At 58.9% G+C, this 13,599-nt stretch carries 16 protein-coding genes; all 16 read right to left on the reverse strand.

Annotated elements, in window-relative coordinates:
* Position 1 precedes the first annotated feature (1 nt).
* Genes KE671_RS16990 through KE671_RS17065 form a run of 16 tightly spaced genes read right to left on the reverse strand, consistent with a single transcriptional unit; the run spans position 2 to position 13,596 of the window.
* Positions 2-1,231: a beta-ketoacyl-ACP synthase gene (locus tag KE671_RS16990; RefSeq protein WP_206163929.1), complete on the reverse strand. Its 1,230-nt coding sequence runs from the start codon at positions 1,229-1,231 to the stop codon at positions 2-4.
* Complete coding sequence (locus KE671_RS16995; protein ID WP_206163930.1) at positions 1,228-1,959, reverse strand: 3-ketoacyl-ACP reductase FabG2; 732 nt, start codon at positions 1,957-1,959, stop codon at positions 1,228-1,230. The genes KE671_RS16990 and KE671_RS16995 overlap by 4 nt, the downstream gene beginning before the upstream one ends.
* Positions 1,956-2,432 carry a 3-hydroxy-fatty acyl-ACP dehydratase gene (locus KE671_RS17000; protein ID WP_206163931.1) on the reverse strand — a complete coding sequence of 159 codons (477 nt, stop codon included), beginning with the start codon at positions 2,430-2,432 and terminating at the stop codon, positions 1,956-1,958. The genes KE671_RS16995 and KE671_RS17000 overlap by 4 nt, the downstream gene beginning before the upstream one ends.
* Complete coding sequence (locus KE671_RS17005; RefSeq protein WP_206163932.1) at positions 2,429-3,598, reverse strand: beta-ketoacyl-[acyl-carrier-protein] synthase family protein; 1,170 nt, start codon at positions 3,596-3,598, stop codon at positions 2,429-2,431. The genes KE671_RS17000 and KE671_RS17005 overlap by 4 nt, the downstream gene beginning before the upstream one ends.
* 1 nt (position 3,599) lies before the next feature.
* Positions 3,600-4,289: a DUF3261 domain-containing protein gene (locus tag KE671_RS17010; protein WP_206163933.1), complete on the reverse strand. Its 690-nt coding sequence runs from the start codon at positions 4,287-4,289 to the stop codon at positions 3,600-3,602.
* The gene (locus KE671_RS17015; RefSeq protein ID WP_206163934.1) at positions 4,286-6,604 is read right to left on the reverse strand and encodes an MMPL family transporter; all 2,319 of its coding nucleotides are present in this window, start codon (positions 6,602-6,604) and stop codon (positions 4,286-4,288) included. The genes KE671_RS17010 and KE671_RS17015 overlap by 4 nt, the downstream gene beginning before the upstream one ends.
* Positions 6,573-7,178 (reverse strand): LolA family protein, encoded by a 606-nt coding sequence (locus tag KE671_RS17020; protein WP_206163935.1) that lies wholly within the window; start codon positions 7,176-7,178, stop codon positions 6,573-6,575. The genes KE671_RS17015 and KE671_RS17020 overlap by 32 nt, the downstream gene beginning before the upstream one ends.
* On the reverse strand, positions 7,175-7,597 hold the full coding sequence (locus KE671_RS17025; RefSeq protein WP_206163936.1) for an acyl-CoA thioesterase: 423 nt from the start codon (positions 7,595-7,597) through the stop codon (positions 7,175-7,177). The genes KE671_RS17020 and KE671_RS17025 overlap by 4 nt, the downstream gene beginning before the upstream one ends.
* 3 nt (positions 7,598-7,600) lie before the next feature.
* Positions 7,601-9,292 (reverse strand): glycosyltransferase family 2 protein, encoded by a 1,692-nt coding sequence (locus KE671_RS17030; protein WP_206163937.1) that lies wholly within the window; start codon positions 9,290-9,292, stop codon positions 7,601-7,603.
* The gene (locus KE671_RS17035; RefSeq protein ID WP_206163938.1) at positions 9,283-9,636 is read right to left on the reverse strand and encodes a hydroxymyristoyl-ACP dehydratase; all 354 of its coding nucleotides are present in this window, start codon (positions 9,634-9,636) and stop codon (positions 9,283-9,285) included. The genes KE671_RS17030 and KE671_RS17035 overlap by 10 nt, the downstream gene beginning before the upstream one ends.
* On the reverse strand, positions 9,623-10,984 hold the full coding sequence (locus KE671_RS17040) for an AMP-binding protein (RefSeq protein WP_206163939.1): 1,362 nt from the start codon (positions 10,982-10,984) through the stop codon (positions 9,623-9,625). Before KE671_RS17040 ends, KE671_RS17035 begins: the two co-directional genes overlap by 14 nt.
* Complete coding sequence (locus KE671_RS17045) at positions 10,981-11,553, reverse strand: hypothetical protein (protein ID WP_206163940.1); 573 nt, start codon at positions 11,551-11,553, stop codon at positions 10,981-10,983. Before KE671_RS17045 ends, KE671_RS17040 begins: the two co-directional genes overlap by 4 nt.
* 6 nt (positions 11,554-11,559) lie before the next feature.
* Positions 11,560-11,811, reverse strand: a complete 252-nt coding sequence (locus KE671_RS17050) for an acyl carrier protein (RefSeq protein ID WP_206163941.1) — start codon at positions 11,809-11,811, stop codon at positions 11,560-11,562.
* Positions 11,812-11,823: 12 nt separating this feature from the next.
* Positions 11,824-12,081, reverse strand: coding sequence for a phosphopantetheine-binding protein (locus KE671_RS17055; RefSeq protein ID WP_206164044.1), 258 nt, complete (start codon positions 12,079-12,081; stop codon positions 11,824-11,826).
* Complete coding sequence (locus KE671_RS17060) at positions 12,062-12,895, reverse strand: lysophospholipid acyltransferase family protein (protein WP_432759338.1); 834 nt, start codon at positions 12,893-12,895, stop codon at positions 12,062-12,064. The genes KE671_RS17055 and KE671_RS17060 overlap by 20 nt, the downstream gene beginning before the upstream one ends.
* Positions 12,874-13,596: a beta-ketoacyl synthase chain length factor gene (locus KE671_RS17065; RefSeq protein ID WP_206163943.1), complete on the reverse strand. Its 723-nt coding sequence runs from the start codon at positions 13,594-13,596 to the stop codon at positions 12,874-12,876. Before KE671_RS17065 ends, KE671_RS17060 begins: the two co-directional genes overlap by 22 nt.
* Between the last annotated feature and the right edge of the window lie 3 nt (positions 13,597-13,599).

The following is a 13,599-nucleotide window of genomic DNA, read 5'->3' on the forward strand; positions in this document are numbered from 1 at the left end:
GTCAGGACCAACGTTTGATGATGATGGACGTATTGATGCCGCCAAACGCAAAATTGTTGCTCTGTAAGAATTCGCAATCAACCTTACGGGCTTCACCCATGATGTAATCCAGTGCGCCGCAGTTGGCGTCGGGCTGTTTTAAGTTTAGCGTAGGCGCAAACCAGCCTTCACGCATCATCTGTAAACTCATCCAGGCTTCCAGCGCGCCACAGGCACCAAGGGTATGCCCAAAATAACTTTTCAGCGAGGAGATCGGCACATTATCGCCATAAATTGCGGCCGTCGCCTGACTTTCCGCTATATCGCCACGATCCGTCGCCGTACCGTGCGCGGAAATATAGCCAATATCCAGCGCGTTTAATCCTGCCATTTTCAGCGACTGTTCCATGCAAATTTGCATGGTTTCCCGCTGTGGCTGAGTGATATGCGCGGCGTCGCAGTTGGTGGCGAAACCAATGATTTCACCGTAAATCGTCGCGCCGCGCGCTTTAGCGTGTTCGAGTTCTTCAAGGATCAACGTCCCGGCGCCTTCGCCAATCACCAGCCCATCGCGCTGTTCATCGAATGGCGACGGCGTGGTTTTTGGTTGACTGTTACGTTGGCTGGTGGCGAACAGGGTATCAAAGACGGCGGCTTCTGACGGACACAGCTCTTCCGCGCCGCCTGCCACCATCACGGTTTGATAACCGTGACGAATCGCTTCCCACGCATAGCCAATCGCCTGGCTGCCGGACGTACAGGCGCTGGAGGTTGGGATCACGCGCCCGCGCAGGCCGAAAAACAATCCAGTATTGACGGCGGTGGTGTGCGGCATCATCTGCACATAGGTAGTGCCGGTGATGTTATTGGTGTGCTTTTCGGTCAGCATGGTGGCAAATTCGCTCACCGGACCGGTACTGCCGGTGGAGGAGCCATAGGCGATACCCGTTTCCCCGTTGGTGAGCACGTCGTCGCCAATCAGTCCAGCCTGTTCGAGCGCCAGTTCGGTGGCGCGCGTGGACATCAACGATACGCGACCCATTGCGCGGATGCGCTTACGGGTGTAATGCTCCGGCAACGTGAAGTCATCGATTGGCGCGCCCAGCAGGGTATGCAGCCCGTCATACACCTGCCATTCTGGCATTTTGCGCACGGCGTTTTCATAGGTCCGCAGTCCCGCGGAAACGTCCTGCCAGTTTTCCCCGAAGGCGGTGACGCCGCCCATGCCCGTAATCACCACGCGACGTGTCATAACATCCCTCCATTGATGGAAATCACCTGACGGGTGACGTAGCCCGCCACGTCCGACATCAAATAGCTGGCAAGCCCGGCCACTTCGTCCGCCTGGCCCATACGTTTCATGGGGATCATGCCCATCGCCTCTTTCAGCGCCGCCTCTTCCATTTCGATCATCCCAGTGTCGATAAGGCCTGGCGCGATGCAGTTGACGGTAATTTTGCGTTTCGCGAGTTCAATCGCCAGCGCTTTGGTGGCACCGATAATCCCGGCTTTGGCGGCGCTGTAGTTCACCTGTCCACGATTGCCCATGACGCCGGACACCGATGACAGGGTAATGATCCGACCGCCCTGGCGCGCACCGATCATCGGCATGATGCACGGCTGAATGACGTTATAAAAACTGTCGAGATTGGTGTGGATCACCGTGTCCCAGTCGCTGTCGCTGAGTGCCGGAAAAGCCGCATCGCGCGCAACGCCTGCATTACTGACCACGCCGTACCATGCGCCATGCTCTTCGATATCCTGCTCCAGCACTTCGCGGCACTGCTCGCGGTTCGCCACGTCAAAACTGAGCAGACGCCCTGCGCCGCCGACGGCGAGAATGGCATCCAGCGTCTCCTGCGCGCCCTGCGCATCACGGTGATAGTGGACGCCGACCACAAAGCCGTCCGCAGCCAACTGGCGGGCGATAGCGCGACCGATGCCTTTACTGGCGCCGGTAACCAAAACTGAACGACTCATGCGGACGCTCCTTGTTGAAATAGAGAATGAAGTTCTTCTGCCGACGGCTGGAAGGTATTGACGCGGCCTGTCGCCAGCGTCTCGTCGTCGGCGGTAATGGCGCATTCAAAGCTGCCGAAACGATCGTCCTGCATCAGCAACTTGACGGTAATGGAGACTGTTTTTCCTGCGGGCAGAACACCGGCTGCGCAAATCAGTTCGCGCGCGCCAAGCACCATCCCGAGTGAAATCGCCCCCTGACCTTGCTGATGGCGGTGCCAGCCGGACCAGACGCCGACGGTCTGCGCCATCAGTTCCAGCGCGAACCAGCCGGGTAAATTGCCCTGCGAATCAAGGAACGGTGTAAGAACGCCGCCGCTCGTCACCGTGACGCGACAAACGGCGGTGTCTTCACGCACGCTGACCACCTCTTCCAGAAGCAGCATCGGCGCGTCGTGTGGCAGATAGTCGCCGGGGGATAAATAGTGGCTCATGACATTCTCCCGAGCAGAATACTGGCGTTATTGCCGCCAAAGGCGAACGAATTCGACAAGATAAACGGGCGTTCAAGCAACTGAGGTTGCTCAATAATGCCGCAGGGCGGTAGCGCCGGATCGCGCGGTGACTGACTAAAGTCTTGTACTGGCAGCGGTAAATCACGCTGTAAAATCAGCATGCTGAGCGCCGCCTCGGTAATCCCGGCCGCGCCCAGCGTGTGGCCAGTCAGGTGTTTGGTTGAGCTGCACGGGACACGCTCTCCAAACAACGCGTTGACCACCCTGGATTCGATCTGGTCGTTAAGTGGCGTGGCGGTGCCATGCAGATTGATGTAGCCCACCTGTTCAGGCGTGATACCCGCATCGTCCAGCGCCTGCTGGATGGCGCGAATCGCCCCAACGCCTTCCGGGTGCGGTGCGGAAATATGGTGCGCGTCGCTGGATTCCCCTACGCCCAGCAGCGCGATGGGCTGCGGATCGCGGGTGAGCAGCATCAATGCGGCGCCTTCGCCAATCGTAATGCCGCTACGGTCGCGGCCAAACGGCAGACAACGCGTGGGCGAGAGTGATTCGAGACTATGGAAACCGTTGATCGGCATCCGACTCAGGGTATCTGCGCCGCCGACGATGGCAACGTCTGCCAGTCCGGACGCTATCAAGCGACGACCGCTGATAATCGCACGGGCGCTGGAGGAGCAGGCGGTGGAAAGCGTGAATGCCGGGCCGTCCAGCTTCAGCCAGTGGCTGAGAAAGCGCGACGGATCGCCCAGTTCCTGCTGCGGATACTGCCATGCCGCGCTTTCTTTCCCGTTGAGCGTCAGGTTAACGTGCGTGTCGCCTTCGTCCAGACCTGACGTGCTGGTGCCGAGCACCACCGCAACCCGATCGCGGCCGTAGCGCGCAACGGCCTCATCAACCTGCGGCTGGATCTGGCTGAGCGCCGCCAGCAGCAGCTGATTGTTGCGCGAACGGTGGGCGCTAAAGTCATCCGGAATGGCAGGCAGTTCGCCGTCCACACCGGCGAGAACCGCGTGAGGATACCCCTGTAACCAGCCGGTACGCGGACGCATGCCGGGCGCAACGCCATGCCTCAGGTTGGCGGCGATTTCATCGGTATCGTTGCCCAGCGCGTTAATCATGCCCACCGCAGAAATGTAAATCATATCAGTCACCCAGATATTGAATGGTGATGTGGTATTTAAAGACATGCTGTTCGATGCTGATTGGCTCGCGCTTGCCTTTGTGGTTCAGGTAGGTGATTTCTGTCACCAGCTTGCCGCGGGCATTACGCAGTTCACGCGTGTTGCCGCTGTCCGTTAGCGTCCAGCCTTGCGGTAACTGCGACTGCCAGGCGCTAATCGGCCAGTGGCTGAGCATGACGTCAGCCAGCACCTGACTGGCGGGCGGCAGTTGTGGAACCACGATAGATTGCTCGGTGTGCAGCCCTTTGTCATCGTAAGTCACGAGGAACAGACGAATGCCGACCGACGACAGCCCCGCCAGTGTGATTTTTTTGTCATCGGCATTCAGCATCACCAGCAGCGACTGGGTTTTGCCGTTAAAGCTGCCGGTGAGCAACTGCTGTGCGTTCACTGCCGGCGAGATGCCCGGCGCGGGCAGCGTCACCCGCGCGCCCGGCTCCAGCCACGCCTGCGGACGGCCTTCCTGCGCCTTTTGCGAGTGGCTGCAGCCGGTAAGGATCAGCGCGATTGCAAAGAGACAGGCACTCGTTGCCGGATGGCGACGCAAGGGCGTCTTATCCGGCCTGGCGTTGATGCGTTCGCGTAGGCCGGATAAGGCGAAGCCGCCATCCGGCAAAAGGTATCTCAGCAAACGGAACATCTGTTTCATCATTTTCGTTTTTTCTCTTTTTTCGTCGGCATCGCCAGAGGGGAAAGCAGGAATGCGGTAAAAATGCCGCTCACCAGCACAATGCCAAAACTGCTGATCGCCTGGGTGGCGCTAAAGACCAACATGCCGAGCGTCAGAAGGGTAGTCATCATTGCCAGCGTGATGGCCAACAGGGAAGTAAGCGGCGTCCCACGCGGATTACTGAAAAATAGCGTGTAGTTAATACCGATCCCCAGTACCAGCACCAGCGCCAACAGCGAGAACAGATTGACCGCATGTCCGCTCAATGCCAGCACCGCCAGGCCACAGCCCAAAGACAGTACTGACGGCACAAGGCTGATTAATCCTCTGCGCCAGCCCAACCGCGCGATCGCGCCGCAGGCAATCACCGCCAGTGCGACAAACAGCAACCCGGTTAGCACGTTGCGATACAGGGCAAACAGGCTGTCAAACGTGCTTTTGCGATCCACCCACGCGACGCCGGGGTATTTCTCGCTGAGCGCATTGAGCGCCGCACTCTGCCTGACGCCTTCCACCGGCACCAGTACCCCGCTTTCACCGTCGGTCAGGCTCAACCACAGCAACCGCCAGCCTTCGCTGGCCGGGCTGGCAAGCCAGGCGTCCACGGTAACTGGCATAGGCGTCAGATCGGGATTGACCGTCGTCAGCCCGGCGCTGTTCAGGGCGTGGGTGACCATAGGCGCGGCGTTTTTCAGCAAGGCGAGATCCTGTTGCTGACGGGTCAGTGAATTCAACGGGATCGTGCGATAGCCGCTGAGCAGTCCCTCTTTTTTCGCCTGCGCTAATGCCGGAGCAAAGGCTTCCAGCCGTTCCAGCGTCTGCTGCGCGGAGTCGCCGTACACCACAAACCATTTCTGATCGACGCTCTGTCCGGTCAGTGCGGTAATGGCTTTCTCCTGCGCCAGAATGTGTTGCGGTAGCGCCTGCAACTGTGAGATATCGTCATTCACGCGCAGGGTCGCCAGACCCGCCAGTGACAAAAGCGCGAGTGCGACCGGCAGAACTACGGAAAGCTTTTTATTGCGTCGCCAGGCGGCAAGCCAGCGCAGCATCAGCACCATCGCCGGAACCGGACGCACCGGCAGGCCGCGACACAGCCACGGATGCCAGAACATCACCGTCAGGCAGGACGCGCTCAGTCCCGCAGCGGCAAATACCGCCATCTGGCGAATGCCAGGGAAGGGGGCGAACATCATGATCAGGTAGGCCGTAACGGTGGTCAGTAGTGCCAGCAGCAGGGCATTTCGCACTTTCGCCAGGCTTTGCCAGGGCGAGGTTTCCGCGCCGTGCACCATCCGTTCGGTCAGGTAATACAACGTGTAATCGGCGGAGATGCCGATGATGCTCATGCTCATCACCAGCGTCATCAGATGCAGTTCACCGAAGAGCAGTAGTGTGACGACGGTTCCCGCCAGCGCGCCAATGCCAATCGACAGCAGACACAACAGCAGCGGGCGCAGCGAACGGAATACCGCGACAATCAGCAGCAGTACGCCCAACACCGTCGCCACACCGAGTGTGGAGACATCCTGTTTTGCCTGCTGGCTGGCGTAATCGCTGTAGAATACCGTGCCACGTGACAGCAGTTGCGCCTGCGGATAGCGCCCTTTCAGCTCCCCTTCAAGCGTGCCGAGCGTGGTCACCAGATGATGCGTCTGTTGCATATCGAATGATGAACCGGCCAGTTCGCCATGCAGCAGATACCAGTAGTTCCCCTGGCGATCCTGCGCCACCAGCCAGCCGTCCATCAGCCGCAGACGCTGGCCGTTTTCGGCCATCGCCAGCTGTGATCCGCGCATCAGCATCAGCGGGTCGTTTTGCAGTTCTTTACCGCTGACGCCAGAGAACGCGGAATAGAGCTGAGACAGGATCCATTGCGCCTGCGCCTCGCCGCCGTTTTGCAGACGGGCACGGGTCTGCGGATCGATCAAACCGTTGCGGTGTTGCCAGAAGAATGCGCCCCACGCCTGTTGGCTGTCGGCGTCCATCGGGCCTTTCACTTCTGCCAGCGCCTGTGACTGTTGCAGCATCGCCAGCCAGTCGCGGGCGATTGTCGGGTCAGCCTTTTTGCCGGGGCTGACCAGCCAGACCAGTTGGCGGTCAAGACGCTGCATAAAGCCGTCATTCAGGCTCGGTGGAATCTCCCCCAGCGCCTGTTTTGGCAGCATCGCCAGCACGCTGCTGTTGAGCCGCGCCTGAGGCAGCAACATCAGCAACACGCCCAGCATCATAATGCAGGCGATTCCCCATAACAGCGCGGGGCGTTTACTGTGCGGCAAAGCGTTGGCGTTCGTCATCGGTCAGTTGCGCAGGCGTCAGTTGGTGTTGAGAAAGTACGATATCCGTGCGGTCGCCCTGTTTGTCGTTTAGCTCAATCTGTTCCAGATAGTTTTTTCCGGCTAAATCGATGGTGGCGAAGATCTTATCCAGTGGCGTGGTGATCGGCGTCAGGCGCAGAGTCCAGCGGCCTTCTCCTCTATCGGTAAACTCCACGCGGAAGTTTTGCTCCAGCACCTTGCGGTCGGCCTGAAACAGCCCGCGCAACAGGTGGTTAAACTGGAACATCTGCGGATTGTTATCGGCGGTAATGGTCTGCGGCGGTTGACCGTTGATGGCCTGCACCATTCGCGTATCGTCCAGCAGCAGCTGCATCGGGAACGGACGGGTCTGATCCCACAACAGTCCCTGGTCGCGGGCGATCAGCATCGTTCCCGCGGATCGCAGCGGCTGCGGAAGATCTTTAATCGTCCGGGTTTGATCAAAATGCGCGCGGATCACCGGCTGTTCGGTAAAGCGCTGTTGTAACTCATCGAGCGTCAGGGCGCTAACGAACGGGCTGATAAGCAGCGCCAGCAGCGGCAGAAACCTCATAGCGTCACCCCCATGCGTTCAAACAGAATGTCCGGGCAGACGAAGCACATCTCGCGGCTTTTCTCTTCCACCGCCACCTGAATGGTGTAGCCCGTGGTCGTGCGTTTTCCGCTTTCGGCGTCGAAAATTTCATAGCCAATGCGCAGGCGGTTTTCGAACTCTTCCAGACGCGCACGCACGCGAATGCGCTGTTCAAAAGTCAGCGGATGGCGGTATTTGACGCGGGTATCCACCACCGGCCACAGGTAGCCGGAAGCTTTCATCTGGCGATAACCGTAGTCGAACTGGTTAAGCAGCGCTTCGCGGGCGATCTCGAAGTAACGGAAATAGTTGCCGTGCCATGCCACGCCCATCATATCGACGTCGTGAAACGGAATGGTCAGCTCGACTTCAGCCGTAAAGCGGGGATCGTTCAGCACCCTTTACTCCTTGTTTTTGGGTTCCGGCAACTGCCAGAAATCGAAAAAGTTAAACCAGTCGAGCGGCGACTGTAACGCGTAGTGCTCAAGACGTTCGGCGTAGCGGTCGATAGTTTGCTGTAGCGCCTGCTGGCGTTCGGCGCGCGGCAATACCAGCGGATCGGCGAACGGCTCGCAGTGAATGCACAGCTTTTCCTGCTGGCGCAGGGCAAAGAGGAGATCCACCGGGCAGCGCAAAATCGAGGCGAGGATAAACGGCCCCTGCGGGAACGGGGCGACTTGTCCCATGAAACGGCTCCAGCAGACACGCCATTCGCCGCCGCGCTGGGGATTTACCGCAATGCGATCGCCGACGATAGCAATCCATTCTCCACGCTCCAGTTTCTCTTTGAGCGCAATGGCGGTGTCCGGGCCGATATCGGTCACCGGCATCAGGTTGAGCCCGGCCTGCGGCGCCATCTCTTCCATAATCTGCTTAAAACGCCGGGCGTTATCGCTGAACACCAGCGCATTGATGATTTTGCTACCCTGCAACTGCGCCAGCGCGCGGCAGGCTTCAACATCGCCCAGGTGCGAAGCCAGGAGCAATTTGCCGCGAGGATCGCTGACGTTCAGCGCCTCTTCTGCCCCAGGCGCAAACACCACATCGCGGCCAAAATGCAGTTCACCGCGCCAGCTGGCGATTTTATCGAGCATCGCGTTGCCAAAGCGCAGGAAATGCTGATAGCTGGTGAGGTTTGTCGGCACTGGTCTCTGGCGTGCGGTCAACTGCGCACGCACGCGAGCGATCCAGTTCTGCGAAGCGCGGCGCGCGGTGGTCGCCGTCAGCCAGTAGACGCCGACGACCGGATACAGCAGGAGTGAAAATGCTTTGCGACCCAGCAAACGCCATACCAGCAACATCAGGCGCATTCCCCACAGTCCCTTCACCTCATCCTGACGCGCCCAGTGTGACGATGAGCGGCGCAACAGCAGCGACGGGATGCGCGGCAACATGCCGAAGAACAGGCGCGCGTGCATTAGCGAAATGCGACAGTTATCTTTGAAAGCATCGAAGTGCGACAGCCCGTCCGGCGGATAGGTCACGCGGGTGGGAACAAAATAGCTGGGGGTGCCCTGCCACCACAGACGTACCATCACTTCGGTATCGAAATCCATTCGCTTGCCAAGCGTCACCTGCTGCGCCAGTTGGCGCGTGGGGCCTACAGGATAAACGCGAAAGCCGCACATGCTGTCTTTCAGTTGCAGCGACAGGGTTTCAATCCACACCCAGACGTGGGTGATCCAGCGTCCGTACAGACGTGAACGGGGAATGGAATCGTCGTAAATCGGTTGTCCGGAGATCAGCGCGGCGGGATGCGCCTGCGCCAGTTCCAGCAGTTTTGGAATGTCTTCAATGGCATGTTGACCGTCGGCATCGACCTGGACGGCATGGGTAAATCCGGCCTCTGCTGCCGCTTCTAATCCGCGGATCACCGCCGCGCCTTTTCCGGCGTTTTCCGTCAGACGAATTAACGTCATTCCGGAAGTGTCCGCAGCGAGTCTGTCCAGCTCCTGTCGCGTGGCGGCATCGCTGCCGTCGTCCACCACAATACACGGCAGATTAAACGGCTGCAGGCGTACCAGCACCCGCGACATCATCGCGCCGTGGTTATAGCAGGGGATCAGCACGCAGGGAGAAAAGGTTAACGACATAGCCGGATCTTCCCGCTGCTGGCGGTATGGCGCATGTCGCCAGCGTGGCGTTGATAGCTGAACGTCAGGATCTGACGCGCTTCCTGCCAGTGCAGGGCTAGCGTGACGGTGTTTTCCGGCAGCAGCGGTGCCTGGAACTTCACGTTCTGAATGCTGTGAAAACGCCAGCCGGGCGCGAGCAGGGTGGTGGCATAGTGCATCACCCAGTCCATCTGCGCGACCCCTGGCAACAGCGGCTGCACGGCAAAATGACCGCTAAACCAGAAAAGGGAAGGATCGAGATGCAAGACGATCTCAATCTGTTGGGGCTGTGCCTGATGGCGCTCAATTTCATGGGGTATCATGAAACAACTCCTGTAATTGCGCATAGACACGCTTATTCATACTGTTGACCGGGATTTCGTCGATGACCCGCCAGTAACGCGGTACGGCGACCGGTTCGAGCCACGGCAGTAGCGCTCGTCGCCACGTCAGCTCCTGCGTTTTTCCGCCGCTGTTCTGCCAGCGCTGGTGCGCCTCCTCATCCAGCACCAGCAGTACGCCCACGCCCTGACGCCCCCCGCGGGTGATTGGCAGGGCGGCGACCTCGCGGATGCCCTTCAGCTCCAGCAGGCGCTGTTCGACTTCGCTGAGCGAAATACGCTTCTCTTCAATTTTGACCACCCGTCCACGGCGTCCCATCAGGCGGAACTGGCCGTTTGGCTCAAACTGCAGGATGTCGTCGAGCAGCAGACCGTTCGTATCGGCGATCAGCGGAGAGAAGACGCGGAACGCTTCATCTTCTGCGGTAAATAACACGCCGGGGAAGGGCAGCCAGGCGACGTTCTCTTGCTGACGATAGCGCCAGGCCAGAATGCCGGTCTCGGTGCTGCCGTAGATTTCATCCGGCCAGACGTTCAGCCAGGCAGCGGTTTGCGTCACATCCTGCCACGGCAGCATGCCGCCAGCTGACAAAATCATTGCCACCGGCGGCGCGGGAAGCTGGTGATCAAGACGTTTTAAAAACGCCGGGCTGCTGATAAATACGTAACGATGTTCGTGACTCAGCGCGGCCAGTTGCTCCGCGTAGTAGAGCATGGCTGCATGCAGCGGCAGGCCCAGCGCCATTGGCAGGAAAATACGGAATGTCAGGCCGTACAGATGCTGCGGCACGACGGAGGCCACCACCCGGCACCCCGTCAGGCGATCGGCAAAGCGCGCCGCCAGCAGTTCGGCTTCATGGTCCAGACGGGCAACGGGTTTGACAATGCGCTTCGGCTGCCCCGTCGATCCGGAGGTAAATAGCTCGACGTATGCATCGTGACGCAGGGGCGGGAAGAGGCACGCCTCGACGCTGGGCGTCATGGCTGAGCTGACCACCCACAGCGGCCCCTGCCAGCCGAGCGTTTTATCGCTCAGCACACCGTCAAACCACGCCCGCTGTTCGTCGAGCAACGAGACGCGGTTATGCCCTGGAATTACGGGCGTTTTCCCCACATGCAGCGTCGCCAGCAGCGCGACAATAAACAGATAACTGTTTTCAAAACAAAGCGCCCAGCGATCGCCTTCCTGCTGTTGCAGGTGAGCCATCAACTGCGCGACATCGTGGCGCAGGTGGCCGAGCGTCCAGTGGCGATCGTTCAGCCAGGCGATGGGGGTGCTCGCCGGACGAGGAGAGGTGAGCCATTCGGCAAGCGTCAGGGTCTGTTTCATTGCGAATCCCGATTCATCATCTGACGGCGTACCAGCCATTCGCTGCCCATCAGTAACCCCATCAGCAGGTAGGCAATCATGCCATTCCATGCGGTCCACATCGCCATATCGCCGTGGAGGGCGGTAAACAACGCCACGCCGCCATTGAAGATGAAAAAAGCGCACCAGATCTGCGTCACCCGGCGGGTGTAACGCACCGCCACATCCGGGAGTTGGGGATCGCGCAGTCGTGCCAGGCGTTCAACGATGGGCATCGATGACCAGAGCGAACCGCCAAAAACGGCAAGCATGACGGCATTCACGACAACCGGATAAAACAGCAGAAGCTGATGGGTTTTAAGCAGATAACTGGCGACGCACAGGGTGATACCCACTGCGGCCACCACCTGGGTGACCACGCGCAGCGGACCCGCCTGTCGCCGGGTCTGGCGAAAGCGTAAGAACAGCAGTAGTGCCATCAGCGGCAGTAACCACTGCAGGCTGTGGTGCGTCAGGCCAAACCAAATCAGGAAAGGCCAGGCAAGCAACAGCACGCCTGTCAGCACAGGCAACGCGCGAACGCCCGACACGGCGAATCAGGCTTCTTTAAGCAGGCGTTCTACCGCGTCAACGACATCCTGCACGGTGCGTACGGCTTTGAACTCTTCCGGCTTGATCTTCTTACCGGTTTTCTTTTGCAGATGGACGATCATGTCGACTGCATCGATGCTGTCCAGCTCAAGGTCTTCGTACAGACGCGCTTCAGGTTTAATGTCCTGCGGGTCTGTCTCAAACAGCTTAACCAGTAGCGCAGATACTTCGTCATAAATGGCGTGTTGATCGGTCATAACGGACTCTCCTCAGGCACGTTGCGCATGAATGAACGATGCCAGCGTGGCGACGGAGAAGAAGTGCTGACGCATCTCTTCACTTTCCGCGGAAAGCACCACGCCATACTGATTTTTTACCGCCAGTCCCAGTTCCAGGGCATCAATTGAGTCCAGCCCCAGTCCGTCGCCAAACAGCGCCGCCTCGGTGTCAATGTCGTCTGTCGACAGTTCGTCCAGATTCAATGTGGTTATGATGAGATTTTTAATTTCAAGATAAAGCGCTTGCATCATTAATTCCTGAGAGAGGTAACGTACCTGGTTGTAATTGAAGCAAAAGATGCCGGTTTAGCTGCCTTGCCGCCAGCGCCGGTTCTTGTAAATTTGCGTCGTAAAAGTGGTCGATCTTCACCCGCTCGCGTACCTCGACGGTAAACAGCGGTTTTGTTGGCGGCACCTGATACCACTTGCTTTCTTTATCCAGCATGCGCTGGCTGCAATGGATGGTCACTACGCGGATATCGCTACCGCAGCGCACGGCAATATTTGCCGCGCCGCGTTGCAGCGTCATGGTCTCGCCGGGACGAGTACGGGTGCCTTCAGGGAAAATCAGAATCGTATCGCCCTGCGCCAGACGTTGTTGACTGGCCGGTAACAAGGCATCTGCCTGACTGTTCACCAGATAATCCGCAGCACGCACCACGCCACTGAGGAAAGGGTTCTTCAGCAGCGCACTTTTCACCAGACAATCTGTTTCGGGCATCACCGATGCCAACAGCACATAGTCGATCAGGGTTGGATGATTGGCGACCACCAGACATCCGCGTTCCTGACGCAAAATATCCACCCCGTTCATCTGATAATCCAGCACGCCCAGCACTCGGGTTACCGTTAAAAAGAGACGGAAACTGGCGGCAATGCTGCGTCTGGCAATGCGGCGACGCCGGGCGTTGTCCCATACGAACACTAACAAAACATTAAACCAGACGACCGAAAGCAGCAGTCCGCCGAGTCCGAAGAGGGCGAAGCAGAAGCCGGTCATGGCGATCCGCCAGAGCCGGTTCAACGATGAGACAACCCCTTTCATGCCCGACTCCAGTGCCAGTTCACACGCTCGCCCGGTAGGGTAAACGTACTGGCATTCTGCAAATAGTGCTGTAGAAACAGCAGGCTTTGCGGAAGCGCGGTTTCAGCGCCTGCCTGAGCCGGTTCGCTCTGACACACCCAGTCGTTGCCGGCTTCACAAACCAGGGCGGTGGCGTACGGCCAGGTTGGCATATTTTCCGGCAGGCGCGGATGGTAGAACTCAGGGAGAAAACCATCGAAATCGACCATCAGCACGCGCTGATAGCCCGCCTGTAGCAGGCAGATGACTTCACATAGTCCTTGCTGGAAGGTGTCGCGTCCGGCGGAAAGCGATGACGAGACGATAGGGTGTTTAGCCGCAATGGTCAGGTTACCCACCGCTGAATTGTGTACCGACAGGGCAAAATCGGTCGGCGAGAGCGCCTGTTCGGTCGCCAGGGCATGCAGAATCCGGTAGTTACGTTCGAGCTCTCCGTGGCGACTGGTGTAAAGCACCGCATCGATATCGTGGCGACGCAGCATCGCCAGCCCGCACTCAACGGCCAGTTTGCTGCCGGAGCTAAGACGACGGGCGGTCATCATCGGCAGCTCACGCAGTTTGCCTTGTGCCGCCGATGGATCGATGGCGTGCGGATGCCGTGCCCATTGCAGCCACTGTATCAAATCGCTCAGACCTGGCGCCATCGCCCGCCAGTCCGTAATGTTTAGTGAGAATTTCATCAA

Origin of the sequence: Citrobacter amalonaticus, from assembly GCF_018252635.1 — a bacterium.
In the GTDB taxonomy this organism is placed as follows: domain Bacteria; phylum Pseudomonadota; class Gammaproteobacteria; order Enterobacterales; family Enterobacteriaceae; genus Citrobacter_A; species Citrobacter_A amalonaticus_E.

Excerpts from the sequence above, each read along its gene's own strand:
- KE671_RS17065 (WP_206163943.1), bottom strand. The coding sequence starts at position 13,596 with ATGAAATTCTCACTAAACATTACGGACTGGCGGGCGATGGCGCCAGGT.
- KE671_RS17010 (WP_206163933.1), bottom strand. The coding sequence starts at position 4,289 with ATGATGAAACAGATGTTCCGTTTGCTGAGATACCTTTTGCCGGATGGC.
- KE671_RS17050 (WP_206163941.1), bottom strand. The coding sequence starts at position 11,811 with ATGACCGATCAACACGCCATTTATGACGAAGTATCTGCGCTACTGGTT.
- KE671_RS17020 (WP_206163935.1), bottom strand. The coding sequence starts at position 7,178 with ATGAGGTTTCTGCCGCTGCTGGCGCTGCTTATCAGCCCGTTCGTTAGC.
- KE671_RS17005 (WP_206163932.1), bottom strand. The coding sequence starts at position 3,598 with ATGATTTACATTTCTGCGGTGGGCATGATTAACGCGCTGGGCAACGAT.
- KE671_RS16995 (WP_206163930.1), bottom strand. The coding sequence starts at position 1,959 with ATGAGTCGTTCAGTTTTGGTTACCGGCGCCAGTAAAGGCATCGGTCGC.
- KE671_RS16990 (WP_206163929.1), bottom strand. The coding sequence starts at position 1,231 with ATGACACGTCGCGTGGTGATTACGGGCATGGGCGGCGTCACCGCCTTC.
- KE671_RS17030 (WP_206163937.1), bottom strand. The coding sequence starts at position 9,292 with ATGTCGTTAACCTTTTCTCCCTGCGTGCTGATCCCCTGCTATAACCAC.
- KE671_RS17015 (WP_206163934.1), bottom strand. The coding sequence starts at position 6,604 with ATGACGAACGCCAACGCTTTGCCGCACAGTAAACGCCCCGCGCTGTTA.
- KE671_RS17055 (WP_206164044.1), bottom strand. The coding sequence starts at position 12,081 with ATGCAAGCGCTTTATCTTGAAATTAAAAATCTCATCATAACCACATTG.
- KE671_RS17000 (WP_206163931.1), bottom strand. The coding sequence starts at position 2,432 with ATGAGCCACTATTTATCCCCCGGCGACTATCTGCCACACGACGCGCCG.
- KE671_RS17035 (WP_206163938.1), bottom strand. The coding sequence starts at position 9,636 with ATGATACCCCATGAAATTGAGCGCCATCAGGCACAGCCCCAACAGATT.
- KE671_RS17040 (WP_206163939.1), bottom strand. The coding sequence starts at position 10,984 with ATGAAACAGACCCTGACGCTTGCCGAATGGCTCACCTCTCCTCGTCCG.